Source organism: Roseibium sp. RP-7, from assembly GCF_053005225.1.
The window spans coordinates 776,311-794,397 of record NZ_JBRKQA010000002.1; the positions used below are offsets into that span (position 1 = coordinate 776,311).

An 18,087-nucleotide genomic window follows, 5' to 3' on the forward strand; every position below is an offset into this window, starting at 1 on the left:
TTCCAAACCATGAAATTGCATTTGGTCCGGCAACTTCTCGAGAAGGTCCTGCTTCTGTCAGGCCTGATACTCGTTGTCTCGGTTTCCTTACCTGAAACCTCACGAGCCCAGCAGCTTGTACCCGACACGCGTATGGCGCTGATCGTCGGCAATTCCAACTACAATGGCGAGAAACTCCCCAATGCGCGTAATGATGCGGAGAGTATCGCTGCAACCCTGCAGACCCTTCGCTTCGACGTCACCTTGATCCTGGATGCAACGCAGGAGGACTTCTTGAAGAAGGCCGAAGCGTTCTCCCAGGCAACCATTCGGCGCAACGCGAACGTCGTGCTGGTCTATTACGCCGGGCATGGCGTTCAACTGGCGGGCAAGAACTATCTCATTCCGGTTGATTCACGGATCAGTGACATCGATACGCTTGTCAGCGACAGCATTCATTTCGATGAGCTGCTCAAGCTTGTCGGGCGCAGCAGCGCCTTCAAGATGGTCTTCCTGGACGCCTGCCAGAACAATCCGTTTCAGGATCGCATCAAGAGCCTGGAAGTGGGCCTGGCACCACCGCCGGATGTCAGCGGGTTTCTGATCGGCTACGCCACACAACCGGGCAAGGTTGCCTATGATGGCGCGGGTGACAACAGTCCCTACGCGACGGCGCTCCTGTCCTACATGCACTCCTCCGGACGCGAGGTCCTGTCCGTGCTGGCGGACGTAAACCAGAACGTACGCAAGGAAACCGGTGGCGCCCAGGTGCCTTACGTGCAGTTCTCGGTCAAACCCGATTTCTATTTCAAGCCGGGTCCGGAGTCGGACGGCGACCTGGAAGCGGGCCTGTGGAAGCTGTCGGTGCAGCAGGAAGATCCAAGGCTGATCCAGCTGTACCTGCAGCGCTATCCGGAAGGCAGGTTTGTCGATGAAGCGCAAACGATCCTCGAAAGAGCGCTGAAGGACACGAACGGCGTCCTGCCGACGCCATCGGTCGGCCTCGCAAGTCTGGAAGAGGAAATCTGGTCCAACGCCCTGGCCTCCCGTAACCGGGCCCTGCTGCAATATTACATCGAGCGATTTCCGGACGGGCAATATCTGGAGCAGGCCAAAACGCTTGTCACCCAGATGATGCCCGACAATCCGAACAATCTGACGCAATCCGAACTGTGCAGGCGGTTCGCCACACACCCGAACGATTCAACCGTCATCTACCGGGGCGTCTCTCTCAACCTTCTGGCAAAGAACTCCGGGGCGGCCATTCATTCCTGCGAGCAGGCCGTCAAGGACTATCCGGATGTGCCGCACTACAAGGCCCTGCTCGCGCGGGCACGGGCAGCCGCCGGCGATACCAAGATTGCCGTCGATCTCTATCAGCAGGCAGCAGCTGCCGGGGACACAAGGGCACTCGTCAGCCTTGGCCTCCTCTACGAACTCGGCCAGGGGCTGCCCAAGGACCTGTTGAAAGCCCGCGAATTGTTCGAACGCGCCTATGCCAACGGCAGCGCCGACGGGGCCATCAACCTTGCAGTTTCCCTCTATAACGGCACAGGTGGCGCGCGCGACGTTCCGCGTGCAATTACTCTTCTGGAATATGCCTCATCGGAAGGCGCCGCCAGAGCGACCTACAATCTGGGCGTCTTTGCCAAGGAAGGCATTTACAAGACCCCGGAAGACGCCGCGGCCTATTTCGAATTGGCGGCGCAGCAGGGATACGCGGAAGGCGCCCTTGCCGCCGCTGCAATTTACGACGAAGGCTTCCACACCGACAAATCACCACAAAAGGCATCGAAACTGTTGTTGTCCGCATTGACGGTGGACAGCGGCGAAACACTTGCGAAGATTTCCTCCGACGCCCGCAGCTGGTCGCGCGATACCATCCTTGAGATCCAGACCAGATTGCAGTCTGCCGGATACTACGAGGGCACGCTGGATGGTGTTCCGGGCCCTCTGTTCAACCGCGGACTGGAGTCCTGGCGGCTCTATGGTGGCTCCCCATCGTGATTTCCGGCAAGATCGATTGATGGATTTCCTGGGGGGCCGACCGGCACATGGAATTTGACGTCCTTTACCTGGCCGACCTGCGCTTTCCCGGCGGGACGTCCACATCGCTCAAATATGATCTTCGCGCCTGCAATCAAGCCGGGCTGAAAGCCGGGATCATACCGCTGTGTTCCCCCTTTTTTTCCCGAAACCGGACCTTGAACGCATCCGTGCTCGCCGAGATCAGGGCTACCGGCACCGTCATTGTTCCGCAGAACGAAAGACCGCGGTCCAGGGTCGCGCTTTTGTATCACCCGACCTTGCTGGACAAACGGGTGCAATGCCGAACCCGTTTCGATGCGGATGCCTGCTACCTTGTCGTGCACCAGACGATACGAAACCGGGACGGACAACGTGCCTTTCCGGCAGATCACTGGTCGGCGCTCATCTCCGACTGGTATGGCCACTCGCTCAAACTCCTGCCGGTGAGCGAGATCGTGCGCGAAGACCTTGTGATGAACGGCCTGTCCCATGCCGTTCACCAGGGCAACTGGGCCAATCTGATCGATCTGGCCGACTATCCGGAGAAACAATCCCGGGAACCGAAATCCCCTCTGGTCATCGGCCGCCACAGTCGCCCCAGCGCTGACAAATGGCCGTCTCTATCGGTCGCTACGACCTGCTATCCGCAATCCACTGACTTTGCCTTCCGCATGATGGGCGTGCCGCAGAGCTTCGTGGACCAGTTCGAGGACCTGCCGTCCAACTGGCAGGTTCTGCCGTTCTCGAAGGGACCGATTTCCGGATTTCTTCAAGGGCTCGACATCTACAGCTATTTCCATTCCAAAGCGCTGATCGAGGCGTTCGGATATTGTGTGCTCGAAGCCCTTGCCACCGGACTGCCCTGCGTCGTTCCACGCTATATGGAAACCAGTTTTTCCGATGCCTGCCTTTATGCCGAGCCGGACGAAGCACCACTGGTCTATGAGCAGCTTCGAACGGATCCTCAGCTTTATGAAACGACCTCCCGAAAGGCACGTACATTTGTGGAGGAGCGGTTTGGCCTGGACCAGTTCACCGCGAAATTCGAAAAAATCGCCGAACCCTCCGTCGCCGCCCTGCCCGCCCCGAAAACACGCAGACCCGCCCCTGCCCCGGTCGTGCTTACGATCACTTCCAACGGCGTCGGCCTCGGGCATCTCTCCCGGCAGCTTGCCATCGCCAGGGCGATCGGCCCGCGTGCGAATGTCGTTTTCTTCTCGCTTTCCGAAGCAATCGAAATCGCAAGATCCATGGGATACCTAGCCGAATTCCGGCCTTTCCGGCAGAGACTGGAATTGGATTTCAAAGCCTGGAACAGCTATTTCTTTCAGGAAATGCGCGAGGCGCTCAGCCACTACAAGCCTTGCCTCACACTGTTTGACGGCAACTTGCCGTACGCAGGTTTCGTGGACGCGGTTGAAAGCTACGGCCGCGCCACCAGCGTCTGGATCCGGCGCGGCCTCTGGCGCACGCCCCAGCCCAACAGCATCTCCCGGGAAGGCTTCTTCGATGCGATCATCGAACCCGGGGAACTCTGCGCGCCCCTGGACGAAGGCTATTCACGCCCCAACCCGAACAGCGTCACCCGGGTCGATCCGGTGTTGATGACGCCAAGAGATCAGCTCTTTGACAGAACCACCGCAAGACGGGCGCTGAACCTGCCGGACGACGCGATCCTTTGTCTCGTGCAACTTGGCTCGGAAGCAAATTTCGACATGTCCCTTCCCCGGGCACGTCTGCTGGAGTTTCTGGACAGGCATCCGCAGGTGATCGCGGTCGACGTCAGGTCCCCGCTTCATTTCGAGGAGCACGCGGATTTCCATGAGCGCCTGGTGATGCGGAAGGTCTATCCGCTCGGGCAGTATCTGAAAGCCTTCGACTTTGCCGTCTGCGCGGCCGGATACAATACCTTTCACGAAAACATTGCAGCCGCGCTGCCGTCGATCTTCATTCCAAACAGCAACCCGATCATGGATGTGCAGGAAGCTCGCGCAGAATATGGAGCGCGCGCAGGGTGGAACCTCACCTCACCTGCCGAGGATCCATACGCAATTGGAGACCATCTTTTGCAGATGCTCGATCCCGATTTCCGCCAATCGCTGGCTCGGTCGTGCCTCAGAAAGTCCGGCTGGTGGAACGGTGCGCAGCAGACTGCGCATCTGCTGCAGGCGGTCGCTCAGCTTCCCGCAAATCCCCTGGAGGAGCGTTGAACCGTGTCTTTCAAACGCAACCTTCGCAAGATCGGACTACGGGTTGCCCTCGGCAGCATCCGGAAACTTGAAACCAACACGAAGGACAACGCCGCCCTTTTGTCGGAACACCGCAGGCAAGGGACAGTCGCGCTTGTCTGGGCGCTCGATGAGGCAGACGATCACCTGTCCAACGCGCTGAAAAGCCAGTTGGAGAAGCTCGCGGCGTTTGAAACGATCGTCGTCGTGTGCCCGCCCAGGTACTTCTCCGCACTCAGAAGCAGAGGCCTCTTTTTCGAAACCCTGCCGATGTCGTCGGATCTTCCCCGTTATGGTGCCTCGGCCAACTGGGACCTCTATCTCCAACGCCGGATAGCCCGCATCCGGGAGAGCTGGTCGCCGGATTTCGAGTTCACCATCGGCACGTCGCCGGAAGGCTATGTTCAATCGCTGCCGAAAGGGGATCAGACATAACTATCCGCTGAAAAGACGGAGGGCTCGGCAAAGGCATAATCGAGCAAGGAAGCTTGATGAAGTGCGTCCCGCATATGCTCGCCGTTGCCAATCGACCGGAAAGGATCGGCCTCCCGTTCCTGCTTGAAATCCGGGATCAGGCTGAAATCGAAGGCGGATAGCTCGCAGATGCCTTCATACTTCCGCTGCAGGCTGTAAAAGGCGGTCCGGGCTGGTTGGTTGAGATCAGCGCCATAGGAAAGATGCCGAACGTCCAGCCCCGCGGACAGCGCCCTTTCCGACAGGAACTGAAACCAGTCGTCAGTGGAACGGGCGTCTTCCAGAAACCCTTCCATCGTTATTTCCGGTTTCAGGGACGTGGTATCGACCCACTTCCAGGCCCCGAGCTGCCGCGCCTTTACGAGAGAGACATATCTGGCAAACCTCTGCCTTGTGAGAAAGGTGCAGGAGCAGTCAAACCGGAACAGAATGTCTTCGATCGGCCTGCCGGCCAATTGCTTCGGCAGGATCGAATAGCACAGATACTCATGCCCAAGGCGGTCGCAAACCCTGGCGAGGGCACTCAGCATGAAGACCGGATCGTCCCTGAAAAAGTTGGCCAGCGCTCTCGCCTTGCCCGGATCGACTTCAATGCCGCTTTCTTCTTCCAGCATTGCGATGAAGTCCGGCGTCTGGGCTTCAAGACCAAACGGGCACGATGGGTTGAACAGCTCGCCAAGAACGACAGCCTTTTCAAGTCCGTTCCGCATCATCGTCTGGTGCAGATGCGTGCCGCTTCTTCCCGATGAAAGCAGGATGAGATGATGCACCATGGACTTCAGCCTTGCCGAACCTGATCAGGCGTTGCGCCTGAACACGCTGCCCCGGAAACGTCCCTGTGCCGTGGAGCAAGTTTCAGATCAACCAATTCGACGTCCTGCGCGTTCAGAACCGGGTCTTCGAGGATCAACTGCAACGCTTCATGATCAAAATGGCGAGGGTCCGCAACGTCGACCGCAGGACAGTCACCTTCCTCCCGAACCTGCTGATCGCGAACCCGTTGGAACAGAACACCTGTTGCCCCGACCCGGCGCGCAAGACGGACAAAGTCCGGCATGTCTGTGTAGTTTTCCTGCCGGACGACAAACTCCATTTGGAAGGTGTCTATGGCTTTCAGCCTGCGCAAGTGGCCGAGAAATGACAGATTGGGCAGGAGCTGAACCAACTGCCTGCCTGGCCGCAGTTCATTATAGGTTTCCGGGGTCGCGGCATCGACAGACACATGAACGCTGCCGACATGCCCCCAAAGATCGAGCCGGTTCCAGACAGCTTCCGTCAGCAGCAGGCCATTGGTGTGGAGGTCCAGCGCCTTTCTCGGCTCTGCCACACGACAAAAATTCTTCAGAAAGTTCAGGAAATGCCGGCTGGCAAAAGGTTCGCCTTCACGGCCGATGGTTATTCGGTCTGCTTTCGCCAGAAAGCGCGCGTACGGCTCGTTGAAGATCCAGTCGAGCCGGTCGGCATCGTATTTTTTCAGTTGAACCGGTTTTGTCGCTCGGGAAGGACAGGCGGTGTTGCTGCTCAAGTCGTGACCGAGGCTGGCGCAGGCTGGAGGCTTGTCCAGCCGGGTCCTGTCAGTCTTGATGATCTCCCGATAGTAGGCCACCGCAGGAGACGGGTCTTTTTCCGACAGGATCTCCTCGCGCGCTGGAAGATCACGCCCTGTGATACGCGGGCATTCCAGATGGCAGCAATGCGAGAAGTCGCCCGCAAGGATCGATCGCCGTATTTCCTGGGCCTTGGGCGAGTTCCAGGCGGTTTCAGGATCGTCAGACAGACTGCCGATTGCAGCCGGTTGCCAGGCTGCGGGACAGAAGTGAATGTCCTGGTTCGGCTGGGTTTCGATCCGCTCGAACGGATTGGAACAGAAGCGCTGGCTCAGCCAGGTGTCGTCAGGCCTATCCATGCAGTTTGCCCGGAAAGGTCTTGATCGCGTTCCCGCGTGCGAATGGCGCATTCGTTGACGTGTCAGACTGCATCCGTCTTCTCAACTTCCTTGAAGGCGACGGCAACCCGGTCCTTGTCGATTCCCTTGAACGCAAGATACCTGTCCGAAAGCTGAAGCTTCTCCACCTTCTGCAACCGCTGCCGGTCGTCTCCGGCATAGTCGTGACGCATCACTGCGCCGGGCTGATACAGGAACTGCTTCGCATCCGTCTCGCCCAGCATCCGGCAACAAATATCCATGCCTTCGTGCCCCGCCAGAAGCGGATCAAATCCGCCGTATTTTTCGAAGGCTGCCGCCTGCCAGGCGGAAAACCCCTCCGTTGTGGGCGGTGCGGGTTTCAGACTGTCACCGAGATTGTAGTGGTTGCCCGTCAATCCGGCACCGGACTTCGGCGCAATGCGACCGCGCACAGCCTTGGCCCCGCGCTCGATACAGGTGCCGGCAAGCAGATCAAGATCTGCAACGCCCGTCGATGCATCATCGTCCAGAAACAGAAGGCAGCTCCCCCGCGCGACATAGGCACCGACGTTTCGCGCCGCCGAACAGCCGATATTCCCCGGCAAGCCGAACACCCGCGCCTTGTCAGCATACGGGCCGGATGCCCCCTCAGCGGCTCCGGGCCCATTGCCGACGAAAATCAATTCGACGTCCGGACGGCGGATGAAATCTTCGATACCCCGGCCAACCTCGCAGGCCTCAAGGCCGCTCCGATGGGAAACGACAATCACCGAAACCTTCGTGCCATATATGTTTTGAATGTTTTCCTTCATGACGAAGCGATGAATATTCGCGTAGATCTCCTGCAGGCAGGCGGAAACGGCATGCTGCGCCTTTGCAAATTCGCCGTTCTCGAAATGCCCTGTTGCCTGCGTGTAGGAAGCCAAACTCACGTTCCCGTTCATGCCCGATCATGAAGCCCGTCGAGTGTGTACACATCCGTTCATCGTTGCAGCACGTGGCTGACTTGATCGACGATGTGGCCCACGTGGGGCCCCCTCGGGCCGTCCGAATAAAGCTAAGCGCCTAACATGGCCTCGTCCAGCATTGCGGGGCATCTTTCGTTCCCGTCAGCCATTTCTATCGGGATCGACAAGACTGCATAAACCCATGCCTACCTCCTTGGAACTTTGCCCTGAGTTTCGCCGCGAAAGTCTGGTCCTGCAGGCGCTCACCGAAGGAGCCGGTCTAGTCGGCAGTGATATTGAGGTTGTCAGTCACACCGAAATTCAGCCCCGCATCGACAAGCGCCACATCCCGGTCCAGCGCCGCACCGGTGATCGAGAACGGCGAACTGCCGGTCCTCCCCAATGCCGCAACAGCGCCAGGCAGACGCCGGCGATTGAGCAATTCCGGGACTGCACATCAGCAGAACAGGACCAACTTTCTTCGGCCGGCAAATGCAAGTGGGAGAAAAGAAAAATGGTGGGCCCGGAGGGAGTTCTAGGGCCTCTTCCCGCAACAAATTGATTTCATTTACTTTTTCAGAACGGCCCGAAACCCGGAACGGCGCCGGATGATCCGACGTGCACCTTTGTGTGTACGCTCCACCCCATTTTGTCAACTTTCTGAATCCCTGTCGGCGGGTTCGCGAGCGCTCGAGTCCTTGAACGAGTCCTTGCGCCATGCCCTTAGCGGGCGCAAGCCGCGCACCGAGTCCTTCGTGAAGTTAAATCGAATCCTTTAAATGTATTCGAATCCTTAAAGGCATAATACTTGAATCCTTCATGTAGTTCAAAAGGATTAGCAGAGAAGAAATTTTATTAAAATGCCTTTCTAAAAAATATTCATTTCAACAATTATTTTTAGTTGACATTTTGCTCAGGCAGAAAAACCATAAGAAAGTCAAATTTATCGACGAATACACGAAATCGAAAGCACAGGAGGCTTCATGAATGCAGATATTAGGGAATATCTCATCAAGCGGGACGACGGACCGGACTTGCGGTTTCAGGGAGAGTTGATTGCGTCCGTTGAATCCAGCCAAGACCGCCAGAGCAGGCTCTACAGCGGTCAGACCGGCAACTGGGATGAGCTCGAGCTATACCGAACTGCCGCCGGCAACTTCGTTTGTGTGATCGAAAATTGCACGGCCTGGGCGGGGGAACGCAACACCCGGCAAGCCGCCGTTGTAAGTGACGCGGCCGGGGTCATTGAGTTCTTCGGTCAAGAATGGCTCGCGAAATTGATCTACAGCGAGGCAGGCCTAGCGAACGTCCAAGACGTTGCTTGATCCCTCGACAGCTGGGAGTCGGGTTTCCGGCTCCCTCAGGACACTGGAGTGAATGTCCCATGGACGAAAAGATAGTAGAACTACTCAATCAAATAAGGCAGGCGATCAACAATCTTCAAAACCTCAACGAGGATCTTCCCGCCGAGTTCATCCGTATATTCGAGCGTATTGAAGGCCGACTCCCAAATCCGGGGCAAAAACTCAAACTGAGTTCCGAAATAAATCATAGCGAACTTAACTATGACGGAATGCGGGAAAACTGGGATGGCCCCTTAATTGCCAAGTTTCTTCCGGAAGGTCGGAAGTTCGCAGATTGGCACGGCAGAACTAACTACCGCTATTTGCGCAAAAAAAGCCTCGAACTTTCAGTGCAAATTGATCGAACGTTCAGAAGGCCTCCAGAGAGCAGTGAGGCAGACGATCGATGAAACCCAGTTGGACGCCGGGTGTTCCCCGCCCGGCACCTCTCTCCGGTCCTGGTGGCCCAGATTTCTATTCCGCCGATTCTGGAATCTACGAGCTCTGGGTCGAGCGACTTCGAGATTATCCAGGTGGCCGGAGATGGATCTGGATGCTCGACGGCCCCGGTGAAGACGGGTTCGTGAAGACCCTTGCGGTCGGCATTGAGGACAGTGCCGACGATGCCCGCCGGGCTGCGGAAAGCGCGGTTCACCTCAGGCAACATGGTGTGACATCGGACGTCACGGGCATAACGGACATCGCCATCGAAATGGCGGATCTCTACAGGGAAAGTGTCGCGGCGATCCTCGAAGACGACACCATGGTGTTCCACGTCCTCCCGATGACGGACGTCGCGGGGACATTCATCAGCAGTATGGGGGTCGATCCGGATCTCGATAAGTCTGCCGAAGCGATTTGCGGGACGACACTCAACTACATGGACTGCGTGGTCGTCCTCGGTTCGGACATCCTTCGGGAACACCGGACTGGCGAGGAGATGGCCGAAATTGCCATCGGCCACATCGAACAGCACATCAATACGGTCTGGCCACCTGAGGCTGCGAAAGCAGCTCGATTGGCCCCATCGGATCTGGGTAGGAGACTCGAAGTGACCGCGTACCTCACCCCTTCTAAAATCGCGCTTGCAGACATTGATGCAAACCTCCGCGAAGAAATGGATGCCGTTGGCTTCACGGCTTATAGGGCCGATGAAATGAATGCGGATGGATTCCTGACCGGAAACGCGATCCACATTATCTACCACGACGAAGCCGGTCGCGCCGGCCTAGTCTATGTGGGCAGTGGCTCGTCCGGTCTTACTGGCTGGACCGACGCCTCATCTCCCGAAGACGCGCTGCGGCGATACCTTGTAGACGACATGGTGGAGTAGCGACGTACATCTGGGTCCTGATAACCGCACAGGTCCTCAGACGATATAGCCCCCGGAGGTCCAAACTCCGGGGGCTTTCCTATTTTGGCACTCCGGTAGGCCGAAGGGAGGGAACGGAGCGCGCTCCCAATCAAGCGCCGAAGCGAGTGACCGACCGGAGGCCGGGCGTTTCGTGAGTCACAGAATGAAATCGATCTTCTTCCCTGACTTCACAGCCCGGGCGGAGATACCGGAGAACCACCGTCGCCTTCGTCGTCGCCGTCATCTTCGGCACGCTTCCGGGGAGGCTTGTAATTCGGATTCAGCTTCGGGTGCAGTCGGTCACGCTTGTCGCGCCAATGCTCGATATATGCCTCATCGGAACCCCCGCGGCCGCCGCGGAGGTGCCACGGTTCCCGGATCGTGAATAGGATGTACGAGTACCAGGTTTTCAGATCGGGCGGCAATCGATCGTCGATTTCGACGACCTCGTATGACACCAGGGGATCGCGGTGCGACGACGAGCTGGTCACCCTCTTGACCAGTGTGTCCATCGACATCTGCCGCAAGCGATGCGCTCTCTTCAATTCTTTCATTCGGCTTCGGTCCCTTCGCATGTTGTGATATTCGCGTGAAACTCGGCGCGGGCCGGAGCGCAAAACTCAGGACAACACTCAATAATAACGCCAAAAGCGTGCGGGCCGGATCACGCCGACGGCGGATGAAGACGGCCATCCGGGCGCGGTCTCGGCAGTCCCGACGCCTGTCTTTGCGGCCGCGATGAGTGGCATTTTTATTGTGCGATTTCAAAGGCGATCCCATGAGTCCACCAGACAACCAGTCTGACACGTTCGAAAAACTCCTCGTCGCTCATATGGGCAAAACCGCCATTTTTAGGGGTCTGATCCTGACTTGATGACGCATATCGCTGAGAGCTCTCCCAAAGCACGGCGTACCAGGACCCGGGCAGGCGGATGATTTTCAAGCGCGCCGGAAACGGCTCGCCGTGACTGGTAACTCTGACGGTCAGATCGTACTCGTGCATGCTCGGCTCCTGAAAACATTGACCACTCTCAAGATGAGCCGGCCGGCGCATTTGCGGAAATGCCGCTGGGGACATGTCCCTTGGTGAGCCAGAGCACTTTTTACCTACCCGGAGCCGGAGCCGATTGCTTCCGGCGAGATGCTTCCAGTTCGGGGCGCTCTTCCGCTCTGCGCTCGGCCTGGCGTCGGCGCGCGGCTTCGGCGAGGGCTTTTCCTCCGCCCTGAGCAATCGCCGGATTGGCAGCCAGCACGGCACGGGCGTCGGGGAGTAGCTTCAGTTCATTTTTCAGGCGGGCGAGTTCACGGCGCCGGGTGTCGTCGTGTACGGCCTGTCGAGACGCCTGCGTAGTCTCAAAGATCCGGACTTCCCGGCGCATTTTTGAGACAGGCCGCAAAAGGGGCTCGCGCTCGGCATAGAGCCCGGACAGCTCGCGCGACGCCACTTTGTATCGCGCCGCACGGCCAGACAGCAGAGCAATCCAGCCTTCCGGGCGTCCGTCGGATGTCACCTCGCGCAGGGCGGAGATGCGCGAGGCGTGCTGCGCCTCCCAGGCAGCAAGGGCGCGGGCGGCGCTAGACAGGCGACGTCGCGTGTCGATCAACTCGGCGGGATCGGCGAGCGTATCCGGCCGTTCAAGATCGGCAATACGCGCGTTTAAGCGCGTCTCAAGACGATCGAGAAACCCGGTCGCGGCCTTGAATGCGGCTTCTGGCGAGCGGCTGCGGGGTGCTGCTGCCAAGGGTTCGGCGGGCACTTGGACTGACACAGCGGCGTCGGGACTGATCTCCGACGTCATCACGCTCTGCATGTCCGCGCGGCGCTCATCAGCCAGTGTGTGCAGAGTTCCTATCGGTGCGCCTTCGCGGAGGACGCGCCAAGAACCGTCCCGGCCGGGGGCGATCTCGTAGCCAGCGGCGCGAATGCCTGCGACGCCGCCGGATTTCCACGCGGTCCGGATTTCATCCTTCGTCGTCGCAGCCTGCTCGGCACGCAGACGACGGGCGGTGCCCATCAAAGCTTTTTCGCCGCCAAACGCCAACGTCGGGTCCGCGCGAAGGGCGGATTCGGCGGCGTCGAGAACCGCGAGTTCGCGACGGCTCCGGGCTACCTCGCGGCGGGCTCCGGCGTCGTCGGGAGACTGCGAGGGTTCAAGGATCTCCCCCTTGTGAGTCGCACGGCGGTCTTCAATCCAGCGACGGGCCGCAGCAACGGCAAGGCGGTCGTCGAGCCGAGCTTTGAATCCCTCGGCAAATTTGAGCGCTTGCTCGGCAGCCGCTTCGGAGACCAGTTCGGCGCCGGATTTTTTTCGCCCGTACAAAGGATCACGCGACCGACCCAATTCGGATCGCCCCAGGCGGAAAGACGCCGGTTTTTCGGGTGATGGATCACCCCCGCCCCCTTCGCGCCTGCTCTCTACGGGCTTTATATTGCGTTGAGTTGTTTCGGTTCTGCTATCTTTGCGAGAGATTTTATCCGGACCAGCTTCCATGGCGGTCTGGATCTCGGCGCGCTTCTGCCCGATGATGCGGTCCAGAGAACCGATATCAATGCCGTCACGCGCGACGATCCAAAGTCCTTCTTTCCTCCCGGGCACGATGCTGTAACCGGCTTCCCAGACGGCCTCGGCTCCTCCGTCCTTCCATGCGGCCCGGATCTCGGCGCGGGCTTCGGACAAGTCGATACCCTGGCGGACAAGAGCTTGCCTACGGTCGGGCGAGGCTGCGGATTGCGGCCGATCCGGATTCGGACCGTGAGCGGCTTCCAGCCAATCCGCCACGTCGGCGCGGCCGTGCGCGCGCAGCCATTTGACGGCGCTGGTGTGATGTCGACCAAGGGTCGCAGGCTCACCAAGCTCGTGCTCGATGATCCGCGCGGCCGTCTCAATCTTGATTCTCTCGAATCCGGATTCGAGGACACGACCCTCCGGCGAGACTCGGCCAAGAACAAGATGCCCATGGCGGTGTCCGTCGCCCTCGCGGCGCTCTTTATCATGGAACACGAGCGCGGCGGGATGCCCCTCGGCGCCGAAGTGGCCGATCACGATCTCAGCAGCGCGAGCAAGCTCGTCGTCAGACATCGCGTGGGAGGGAGAAAGAAAGATGTGCAGAACGGCAGCGTCTGCATTCGACGTATTCCGGAGCCTTTCCATGTCTCGGACGGCACTGGGAAGATCAGAGGCGAGCGTACCGCTGAGAATGCGGACGCGCGGATTGTTCTCGGGCTTGAGGAGGTGCGTTACCAGTGCGCGGGAATCACGGCGCGTGCGTGCGTGACGCCCGACGCCCGCGATCATGCCTCCTCCGATCCGCCCTCATCGTGCGCGGTGACGGCGGAATGAAGTGCGACTACCTCGGCCCTAAGGCGGTCGAGCGCAGCGGCATCGACACGGCCGCCGGAGTTCGCTACGCGAGCAAGTTGATTGAGATTGTTGCCGAGCTTTCCTGCCTCGCCCGTCCATTTCCCGATTGCGCGGGAGAGCTCAGTCCGGGCGACGCCGCGGGACGGAACCGGGGCGCCGGCGGCACGAGTCAGCGTCTCGCGAGCCCACGTGCCCGGCCCGCAACCGGCAGCCTCGGCCGCGCGCTCTATCGCTTGACGCTCGGAGGGCAGGAGACGGGCGCTCACGCTCGCCGTGCGTTGTCGTGTCTCGGAACGACGACGGCGGGAAACGGCCGTCGTGGCGGGTGTAATGTCGTCGGGCGTCACGGCGGCGTCTCCTTTTCTCGGCGCTTGCAGGGGGCCTGGTGGGGGTCAACGGGGGAGGCTTGCCTACCCCTTGCCAGATCGGGCGGTAACGGAGTTGCCGCCCGCTGCTGGCTCCCTTCCGGAAGGAAGGGCTTTGGCCTCCAAAAGAATTGTTCCGCGGGATCTCAGTCCAGGCAAACCGCCGGCGGAAATGCCACTCGACTGCGCGCAGGCGATTGGTCGCCCACCCAACGGAAGCGATGCACGCCGAATCTGCTATTTTGCCTCGTTGCAACCCAAGTCTTGGACTGAGAAATATGTTTGACGTCACGCCTGATGAAATCGCTGAACTGAACGATTCCGATCTGCGGGAACTGGTCGGACTGCTTTGTGAGGCCGAGCTTGAGCAACGCGGCCTTTCGTCCTCTGCGGTTACCTATGGCGGCAATCAAAATGCGCCGGACGGAGGTATCGACGTCAGAGTGGCATTGCCAGCCGGTACTGAAATTGACGGTTTCATTCCAAGATATTCCACCGGTATTCAGGTCAAAAAACCTGATATGGCGAGGCAGGACATTATCGATGAAATGCGGCCAGGTGGTTTCATCCGGCCTTCGATCCAAAATCTTGTGAATGAGGCCGGCGCCTACCTAATTGTAAGTTCTGGAGCTTCGACATCCGATATCGTGCTCCAAGAACGCCGCACCGAAGGCATGCGTGAGGCTCTTGAAGACGTAGAAAACTCTGGCCACCTCGCAACCGATTTCTATGACCGGACACGCCTCGCTAGTTGGGTCCGGCGACATCCGGGTTACATCGCTTGGGTCAAGGAGAAGATCGGGAGAGCGTTTTCTGGTTGGCGCGCCTATGGACCTTGGAGTGGTACCGCTGAGGGCATGGACGCCGAATATCTGTTGGATGACAAGTTACGGCTTCACATTGGCCAACGTGGAGAACCCCGGCCTGTTTCGAACGCCTTGGACGAACTCAGGGATACACTCGCGGAGCCCGGAAAAGTCGTTCGATTGGTAGGTCTGTCCGGCGTCGGGAAAACGCGCTTGGTCCAGGCTCTGTTCGACGATCGAGTGGGAGAACGTCCCTTGGCGCCGGCGTTGGCAGTTTACGCAAACATGAACGACAATCCGGATCCCCAACCGACGGGGCTCGCATCCGACCTTTTGGCAAAAGGCGCGCGTGCCATCCTCATCGTCGACAACTGCACCCCGGATCTGCACGGGAGATTGACGGACCTATGTCGAGGCAGTGGCAGTACGATCAGTTTGCTCACCGTTGAATACGATATACGCGACGACCAGCCGGAGGGAACTGAAGTCGTCAGACTGGATACGTCCTCCACGGAATTGATTGAGAATTTGGTCCGCCGTCGATACCCGCACTTGTCGCAGGTCGATGCCAGAACCATCGCTGAAGCCTCTGGCGGAAACGCCCGAATTGCAATTGCTTTGGCCGAGACGGTCGAGCAAACCGAGTCAATTGCGGGAATATCAAATGATGATCTTTTCCAACGGCTCTTCCGACAACGCAATGAAACGAACAATGCGCTGCTTCTTGCGGCGCAGGCTTGCTCTCTCGTTTATTCATTCGATGTGGAAACGATGACGGGAGATGGTGCGGAGCTTGTCCGTTTGGGGGAGCTCGCCGAATTGGGCCCTGTGGCGATGTACCGTCATGTCAGGGAACTCCTCAGGCGCGACCTTGTGCAAGAGCGTGGTGTTTGGCGCGCCGTACTGCCGCATGCGATAGCCAATCGACTTGCTGCGCGAGCACTCGAAGATACTCCCTACGAGTTCATCCATCGTAAGATTCTCGAAAGCGGGAATGACCGCCTCGCAAGATCCTTCTCTCGCAGGATTATGTTCCTCCACGATCATCCACAAGCTGTTGCCGTCGTGGAAAGATGGTTGGCTCCTGAAGGGCTGCTGGGAGACGTCGCATCTCTCAACGAGATGAAACGGGCAATGTTCGAGAACGTCGCTCCGGTCCTTCCCGCGAGAGCCTTGGAAGCCTTGGAAAGAGTTGCTGATAGTGCACCCGAAGGCGCTCCACAAGTGTTGCGGCGGCACACGAGTTTGTTGCGTTCTCTCGCATACGATCCGGAACTGTTCGAGCGAACCGTCCGCATTCTTTCCTGTATCGCACTCGACGGAGACAATGAGCACGGCGAAAAGGAAGCAGCGGACGCCTTCGTTTCACTGTTCGGGCTCTACCTATCCGGAACGCACGCCACTATCGAACAGCGCTTAAGGGTTATCGACGAATTGCTTCGATCCCCAGACGAAAGTGCTTGGGCATTAGCTGCTTCAGCGTTGGATGCCGTGTTGGAGGCGACCCACTTCAGTTCTGGGTTTCAGTTTGAATTCGGAGCTCGGTCCCGGAACTACGGGTTTGAACCCCAGAATGCCGAACAAGCCTCCCACTGGTATTCCGCGGCCCTGGGAATGATAGAACGTCTGGCGTTTGACGAAAATTTACATAACGAAAGACTTCGTGACACTCTCGCAGGAAACCTGCGTGGCTTGTGGTCGTCGGCTTGTCCACCCGATCAACTGGACCATCTTGCTCGCAGGTTCGCTGGAAACGGTTTCTGGCGTCGCGGTTGGTTAGCTTGCCGGGAAGTCCTCCGTTACGATGCGGAGGGAATGCCGCCTGAATTCATTTCCCGCATCTCGACCCTTGAGGCGGCACTGAGGCCGACGAACCTTTCTGAACAAGTGCGGGCAATTGTTCTCGGTAACAATTTTCATGACTTCGATTTGGGAGATGACGATCCCGAAGACGATGGCATGAGAGGACATGAACGCGTAATGCGGCGGAGCCAAGAGCTTGGCGAGGCGGTCGCTCTTGACCGACCAGCATTTGCTGAATTGCTTCCGGACCTGCTTCGAGGAGGGGAAAGAGTTTGGCCATTTGGACGGGGCCTGGCCGGAGCTGCGCCGGATCTCCGCAACGTATGGAACCTCTTTTTGGAAATGCTGGACGGTATTCCTGAAGCGGACCGCAACGTCGGGGTTGTTCTGGGCTTTCTTCAGGTGGTGAAGGAACGAGACGGCGAACTCCTTGAGGAGTTTCTCGATCAGGCCGTAGATCGACCTGCACTGGTCCCGTTCTTGCCCTCCCTACACATGGCTGTCCAACTCAACGAACGTGGAGTAGAGCGTCTGACAGGAGCTCTGACCTCCGGACAAGTGCCAGTCGGGAAATTCGCGATATTGGCTGGAGGGCGAGCCACCGATCAAGTGGACGACGGCATTCTCAGGGATTTTCTCTTCCTCATAGCGGATCAGCCTGAGGGCTGGGATGTGGCCATCCATATTCTTCGGATGCGGTTCTTCTCTGACCGTTCCGTACAACGCGCACATGCTCCAGGGCTCTTGGAGGCGGGTCAAGAACTGCTTCGCCGAGCAATCTTCGACAGGAACCAGCGGCGTCGGGACAGTCACCTTGGAGAGGTTGCCGAGATCTGTTTGCGGGACGGAGATTGCGGGCCACTCGCATTTGAGATCGCCGGACGATTAAGGCAGGCCGTGGCGGCTTACGAAACCTTTGCGACCCAAAACGATGGACTGTTGAGAGCGCTGTTGAATACTCAACCCGTCCCAGTTTTGGAAGCTCTTCTAATAGGCGATGATGCGGAGATCAGGGCCGGTCAAAAACTTTTCAAGGACGTCGGGCGACGTGGAAGTAATCCTGCGTATGTCATTTCAGGCCCTGTTTTCATTGAATGGTGCGAAGTAGATCCCGCGGCGAGGTATCCGATCGCGGCATCGGTCGTGCCGCTTTCTAGTCGTTCCGAAGAGACTAGAATGCCGATATGGACGGAGGCGGCTCAAGCGTTGATTAGAGGTGCGCGAGAGCCCCAACGGGTACTGGAAGCGTTGATATCACGCTTCCGACCGAGCGGTGGCGTTGGGTCCTTGGCGGCAATAATGGAGTCAAATGCCCATTTGTTCGACCAATTGGAGGCGTTTGTCTCTCCTGAACTTCTGCCTTTCATCGTCGAGGCAAGAGCGAGATTCGCTGAAGACATCGAAAGAATGAGGAGCTTGGAAACAGAAATTGACCGAGGTCGGGACGAGCGGTTTGAATGACCGTCGATGTTCAGCGCCTGGTGCTGGCGTC

Annotated in this window: 15 protein-coding genes and 1 pseudogene; 7 read left to right on the plus strand and 9 right to left on the minus strand. The window is 58.5% G+C overall.

Annotated elements, in window-relative coordinates; translation table 11 throughout:
* The first annotated feature begins 9 nt into the window (after positions 1 to 9).
* Genes ACVDG9_RS18290 through ACVDG9_RS18300 form a run of 3 tightly spaced genes read left to right on the plus strand, consistent with a single transcriptional unit; the run spans position 10 to position 4,670 of the window.
* A complete protein-coding gene (locus ACVDG9_RS18290) occupies positions 10 to 1,986 on the plus strand; it encodes a caspase family protein (protein ID WP_447238637.1) in 1,977 nt (658 codons plus the stop codon).
* 47 nt (positions 1,987 to 2,033) lie between these two features.
* Positions 2,034 to 4,217, plus strand: a complete 2,184-nt coding sequence (locus tag ACVDG9_RS18295) for a hypothetical protein (protein WP_447238638.1) — start codon at positions 2,034 to 2,036, stop codon at positions 4,215 to 4,217.
* 3 nt (positions 4,218 to 4,220) lie between these two features.
* Complete coding sequence (locus ACVDG9_RS18300; RefSeq protein WP_447238639.1) at positions 4,221 to 4,670, plus strand: hypothetical protein; 450 nt, start codon at positions 4,221 to 4,223, stop codon at positions 4,668 to 4,670.
* Here ACVDG9_RS18300 and ACVDG9_RS18305 read toward each other — a convergent pair.
* The 4 genes from ACVDG9_RS18305 to ACVDG9_RS18320 form a co-directional block, all read right to left on the minus strand.
* Positions 4,661 to 5,482 carry a hypothetical protein gene (locus tag ACVDG9_RS18305; protein ID WP_447238640.1) on the minus strand — a complete coding sequence of 274 codons (822 nt, stop codon included), beginning with the start codon at positions 5,480 to 5,482 and terminating at the stop codon, positions 4,661 to 4,663. The two genes, ACVDG9_RS18300 and ACVDG9_RS18305, sit on opposite strands and share 10 nt — an antisense overlap.
* Before the next feature lie 5 nt (positions 5,483 to 5,487).
* Positions 5,488 to 6,615, minus strand: a complete 1,128-nt coding sequence (locus ACVDG9_RS18310; protein ID WP_447238641.1) for a hypothetical protein — start codon at positions 6,613 to 6,615, stop codon at positions 5,488 to 5,490.
* 62 nt (positions 6,616 to 6,677) lie between these two features.
* A complete protein-coding gene (locus ACVDG9_RS18315) occupies positions 6,678 to 7,541 on the minus strand; it encodes a glycosyltransferase family 2 protein (RefSeq protein ID WP_447238642.1) in 864 nt (287 codons plus the stop codon).
* 301 nt (positions 7,542 to 7,842) lie between these two features.
* The gene (locus ACVDG9_RS18320) at positions 7,843 to 8,004 is read right to left on the minus strand and encodes a hypothetical protein (protein ID WP_447238643.1); all 162 of its coding nucleotides are present in this window, start codon (positions 8,002 to 8,004) and stop codon (positions 7,843 to 7,845) included.
* A 541-nt stretch (positions 8,005 to 8,545) separates the two neighbouring features.
* On the opposite strand from ACVDG9_RS18320, the gene ACVDG9_RS18325 reads away from it, so the two are divergent.
* The 3 genes from ACVDG9_RS18325 to ACVDG9_RS18335 all read left to right on the plus strand — a co-directional run bounded on the left by ACVDG9_RS18325 (position 8,546) and on the right by ACVDG9_RS18335 (position 10,238).
* Positions 8,546 to 8,887, plus strand: a complete 342-nt coding sequence (locus tag ACVDG9_RS18325; protein ID WP_447238644.1) for a hypothetical protein — start codon at positions 8,546 to 8,548, stop codon at positions 8,885 to 8,887.
* 59 nt (positions 8,888 to 8,946) lie between these two features.
* Positions 8,947 to 9,315, plus strand: a complete 369-nt coding sequence (locus ACVDG9_RS18330) for a hypothetical protein (protein ID WP_447238645.1) — start codon at positions 8,947 to 8,949, stop codon at positions 9,313 to 9,315.
* A gap of 143 nt (positions 9,316 to 9,458) precedes the next feature.
* Positions 9,459 to 10,238, plus strand: a complete 780-nt coding sequence (locus ACVDG9_RS18335) for a hypothetical protein (protein ID WP_447238646.1) — start codon at positions 9,459 to 9,461, stop codon at positions 10,236 to 10,238.
* Positions 10,239 to 10,447: 209 nt separating this feature from the next.
* Here the strand turns inward: ACVDG9_RS18335 and ACVDG9_RS18340 are convergent, their stop codons facing one another.
* From ACVDG9_RS18340 to ACVDG9_RS18360, 5 genes and pseudogenes are all read right to left on the minus strand, one after another.
* Positions 10,448 to 10,813 (minus strand): hypothetical protein, encoded by a 366-nt coding sequence (locus ACVDG9_RS18340; protein ID WP_447238647.1) that lies wholly within the window; start codon positions 10,811 to 10,813, stop codon positions 10,448 to 10,450.
* A gap of 197 nt (positions 10,814 to 11,010) precedes the next feature.
* The gene (locus ACVDG9_RS18345; protein WP_447238648.1) at positions 11,011 to 11,262 is read right to left on the minus strand and encodes a hypothetical protein; all 252 of its coding nucleotides are present in this window, start codon (positions 11,260 to 11,262) and stop codon (positions 11,011 to 11,013) included.
* Between the two features lie 100 nt (positions 11,263 to 11,362).
* Positions 11,363 to 12,937, minus strand: a complete 1,575-nt coding sequence (locus ACVDG9_RS18350) for a hypothetical protein (RefSeq protein ID WP_447239052.1) — start codon at positions 12,935 to 12,937, stop codon at positions 11,363 to 11,365.
* A 231-nt stretch (positions 12,938 to 13,168) separates the two neighbouring features.
* Positions 13,169 to 13,555 (minus strand): annotated as a pseudogene (locus ACVDG9_RS18355) (relaxase/mobilization nuclease domain-containing protein); the annotation flags it as partial.
* Entirely contained in the window at positions 13,552 to 13,968 is a 417-nt protein-coding gene (locus ACVDG9_RS18360) for a plasmid mobilization protein (RefSeq protein WP_447238649.1), read from the minus strand. The pseudogene ACVDG9_RS18355 and the gene ACVDG9_RS18360, both read right to left, overlap by 4 nt.
* Positions 13,969 to 14,207: 239 nt before the next feature.
* Here ACVDG9_RS18360 and ACVDG9_RS18365 point away from each other — a divergent pair, with 239 nt between their 5' ends.
* Complete coding sequence (locus ACVDG9_RS18365) at positions 14,208 to 18,056, plus strand: hypothetical protein (RefSeq protein ID WP_447238650.1); 3,849 nt, start codon at positions 14,208 to 14,210, stop codon at positions 18,054 to 18,056.
* Positions 18,057 to 18,087: the final 31 nt, after the last annotated feature.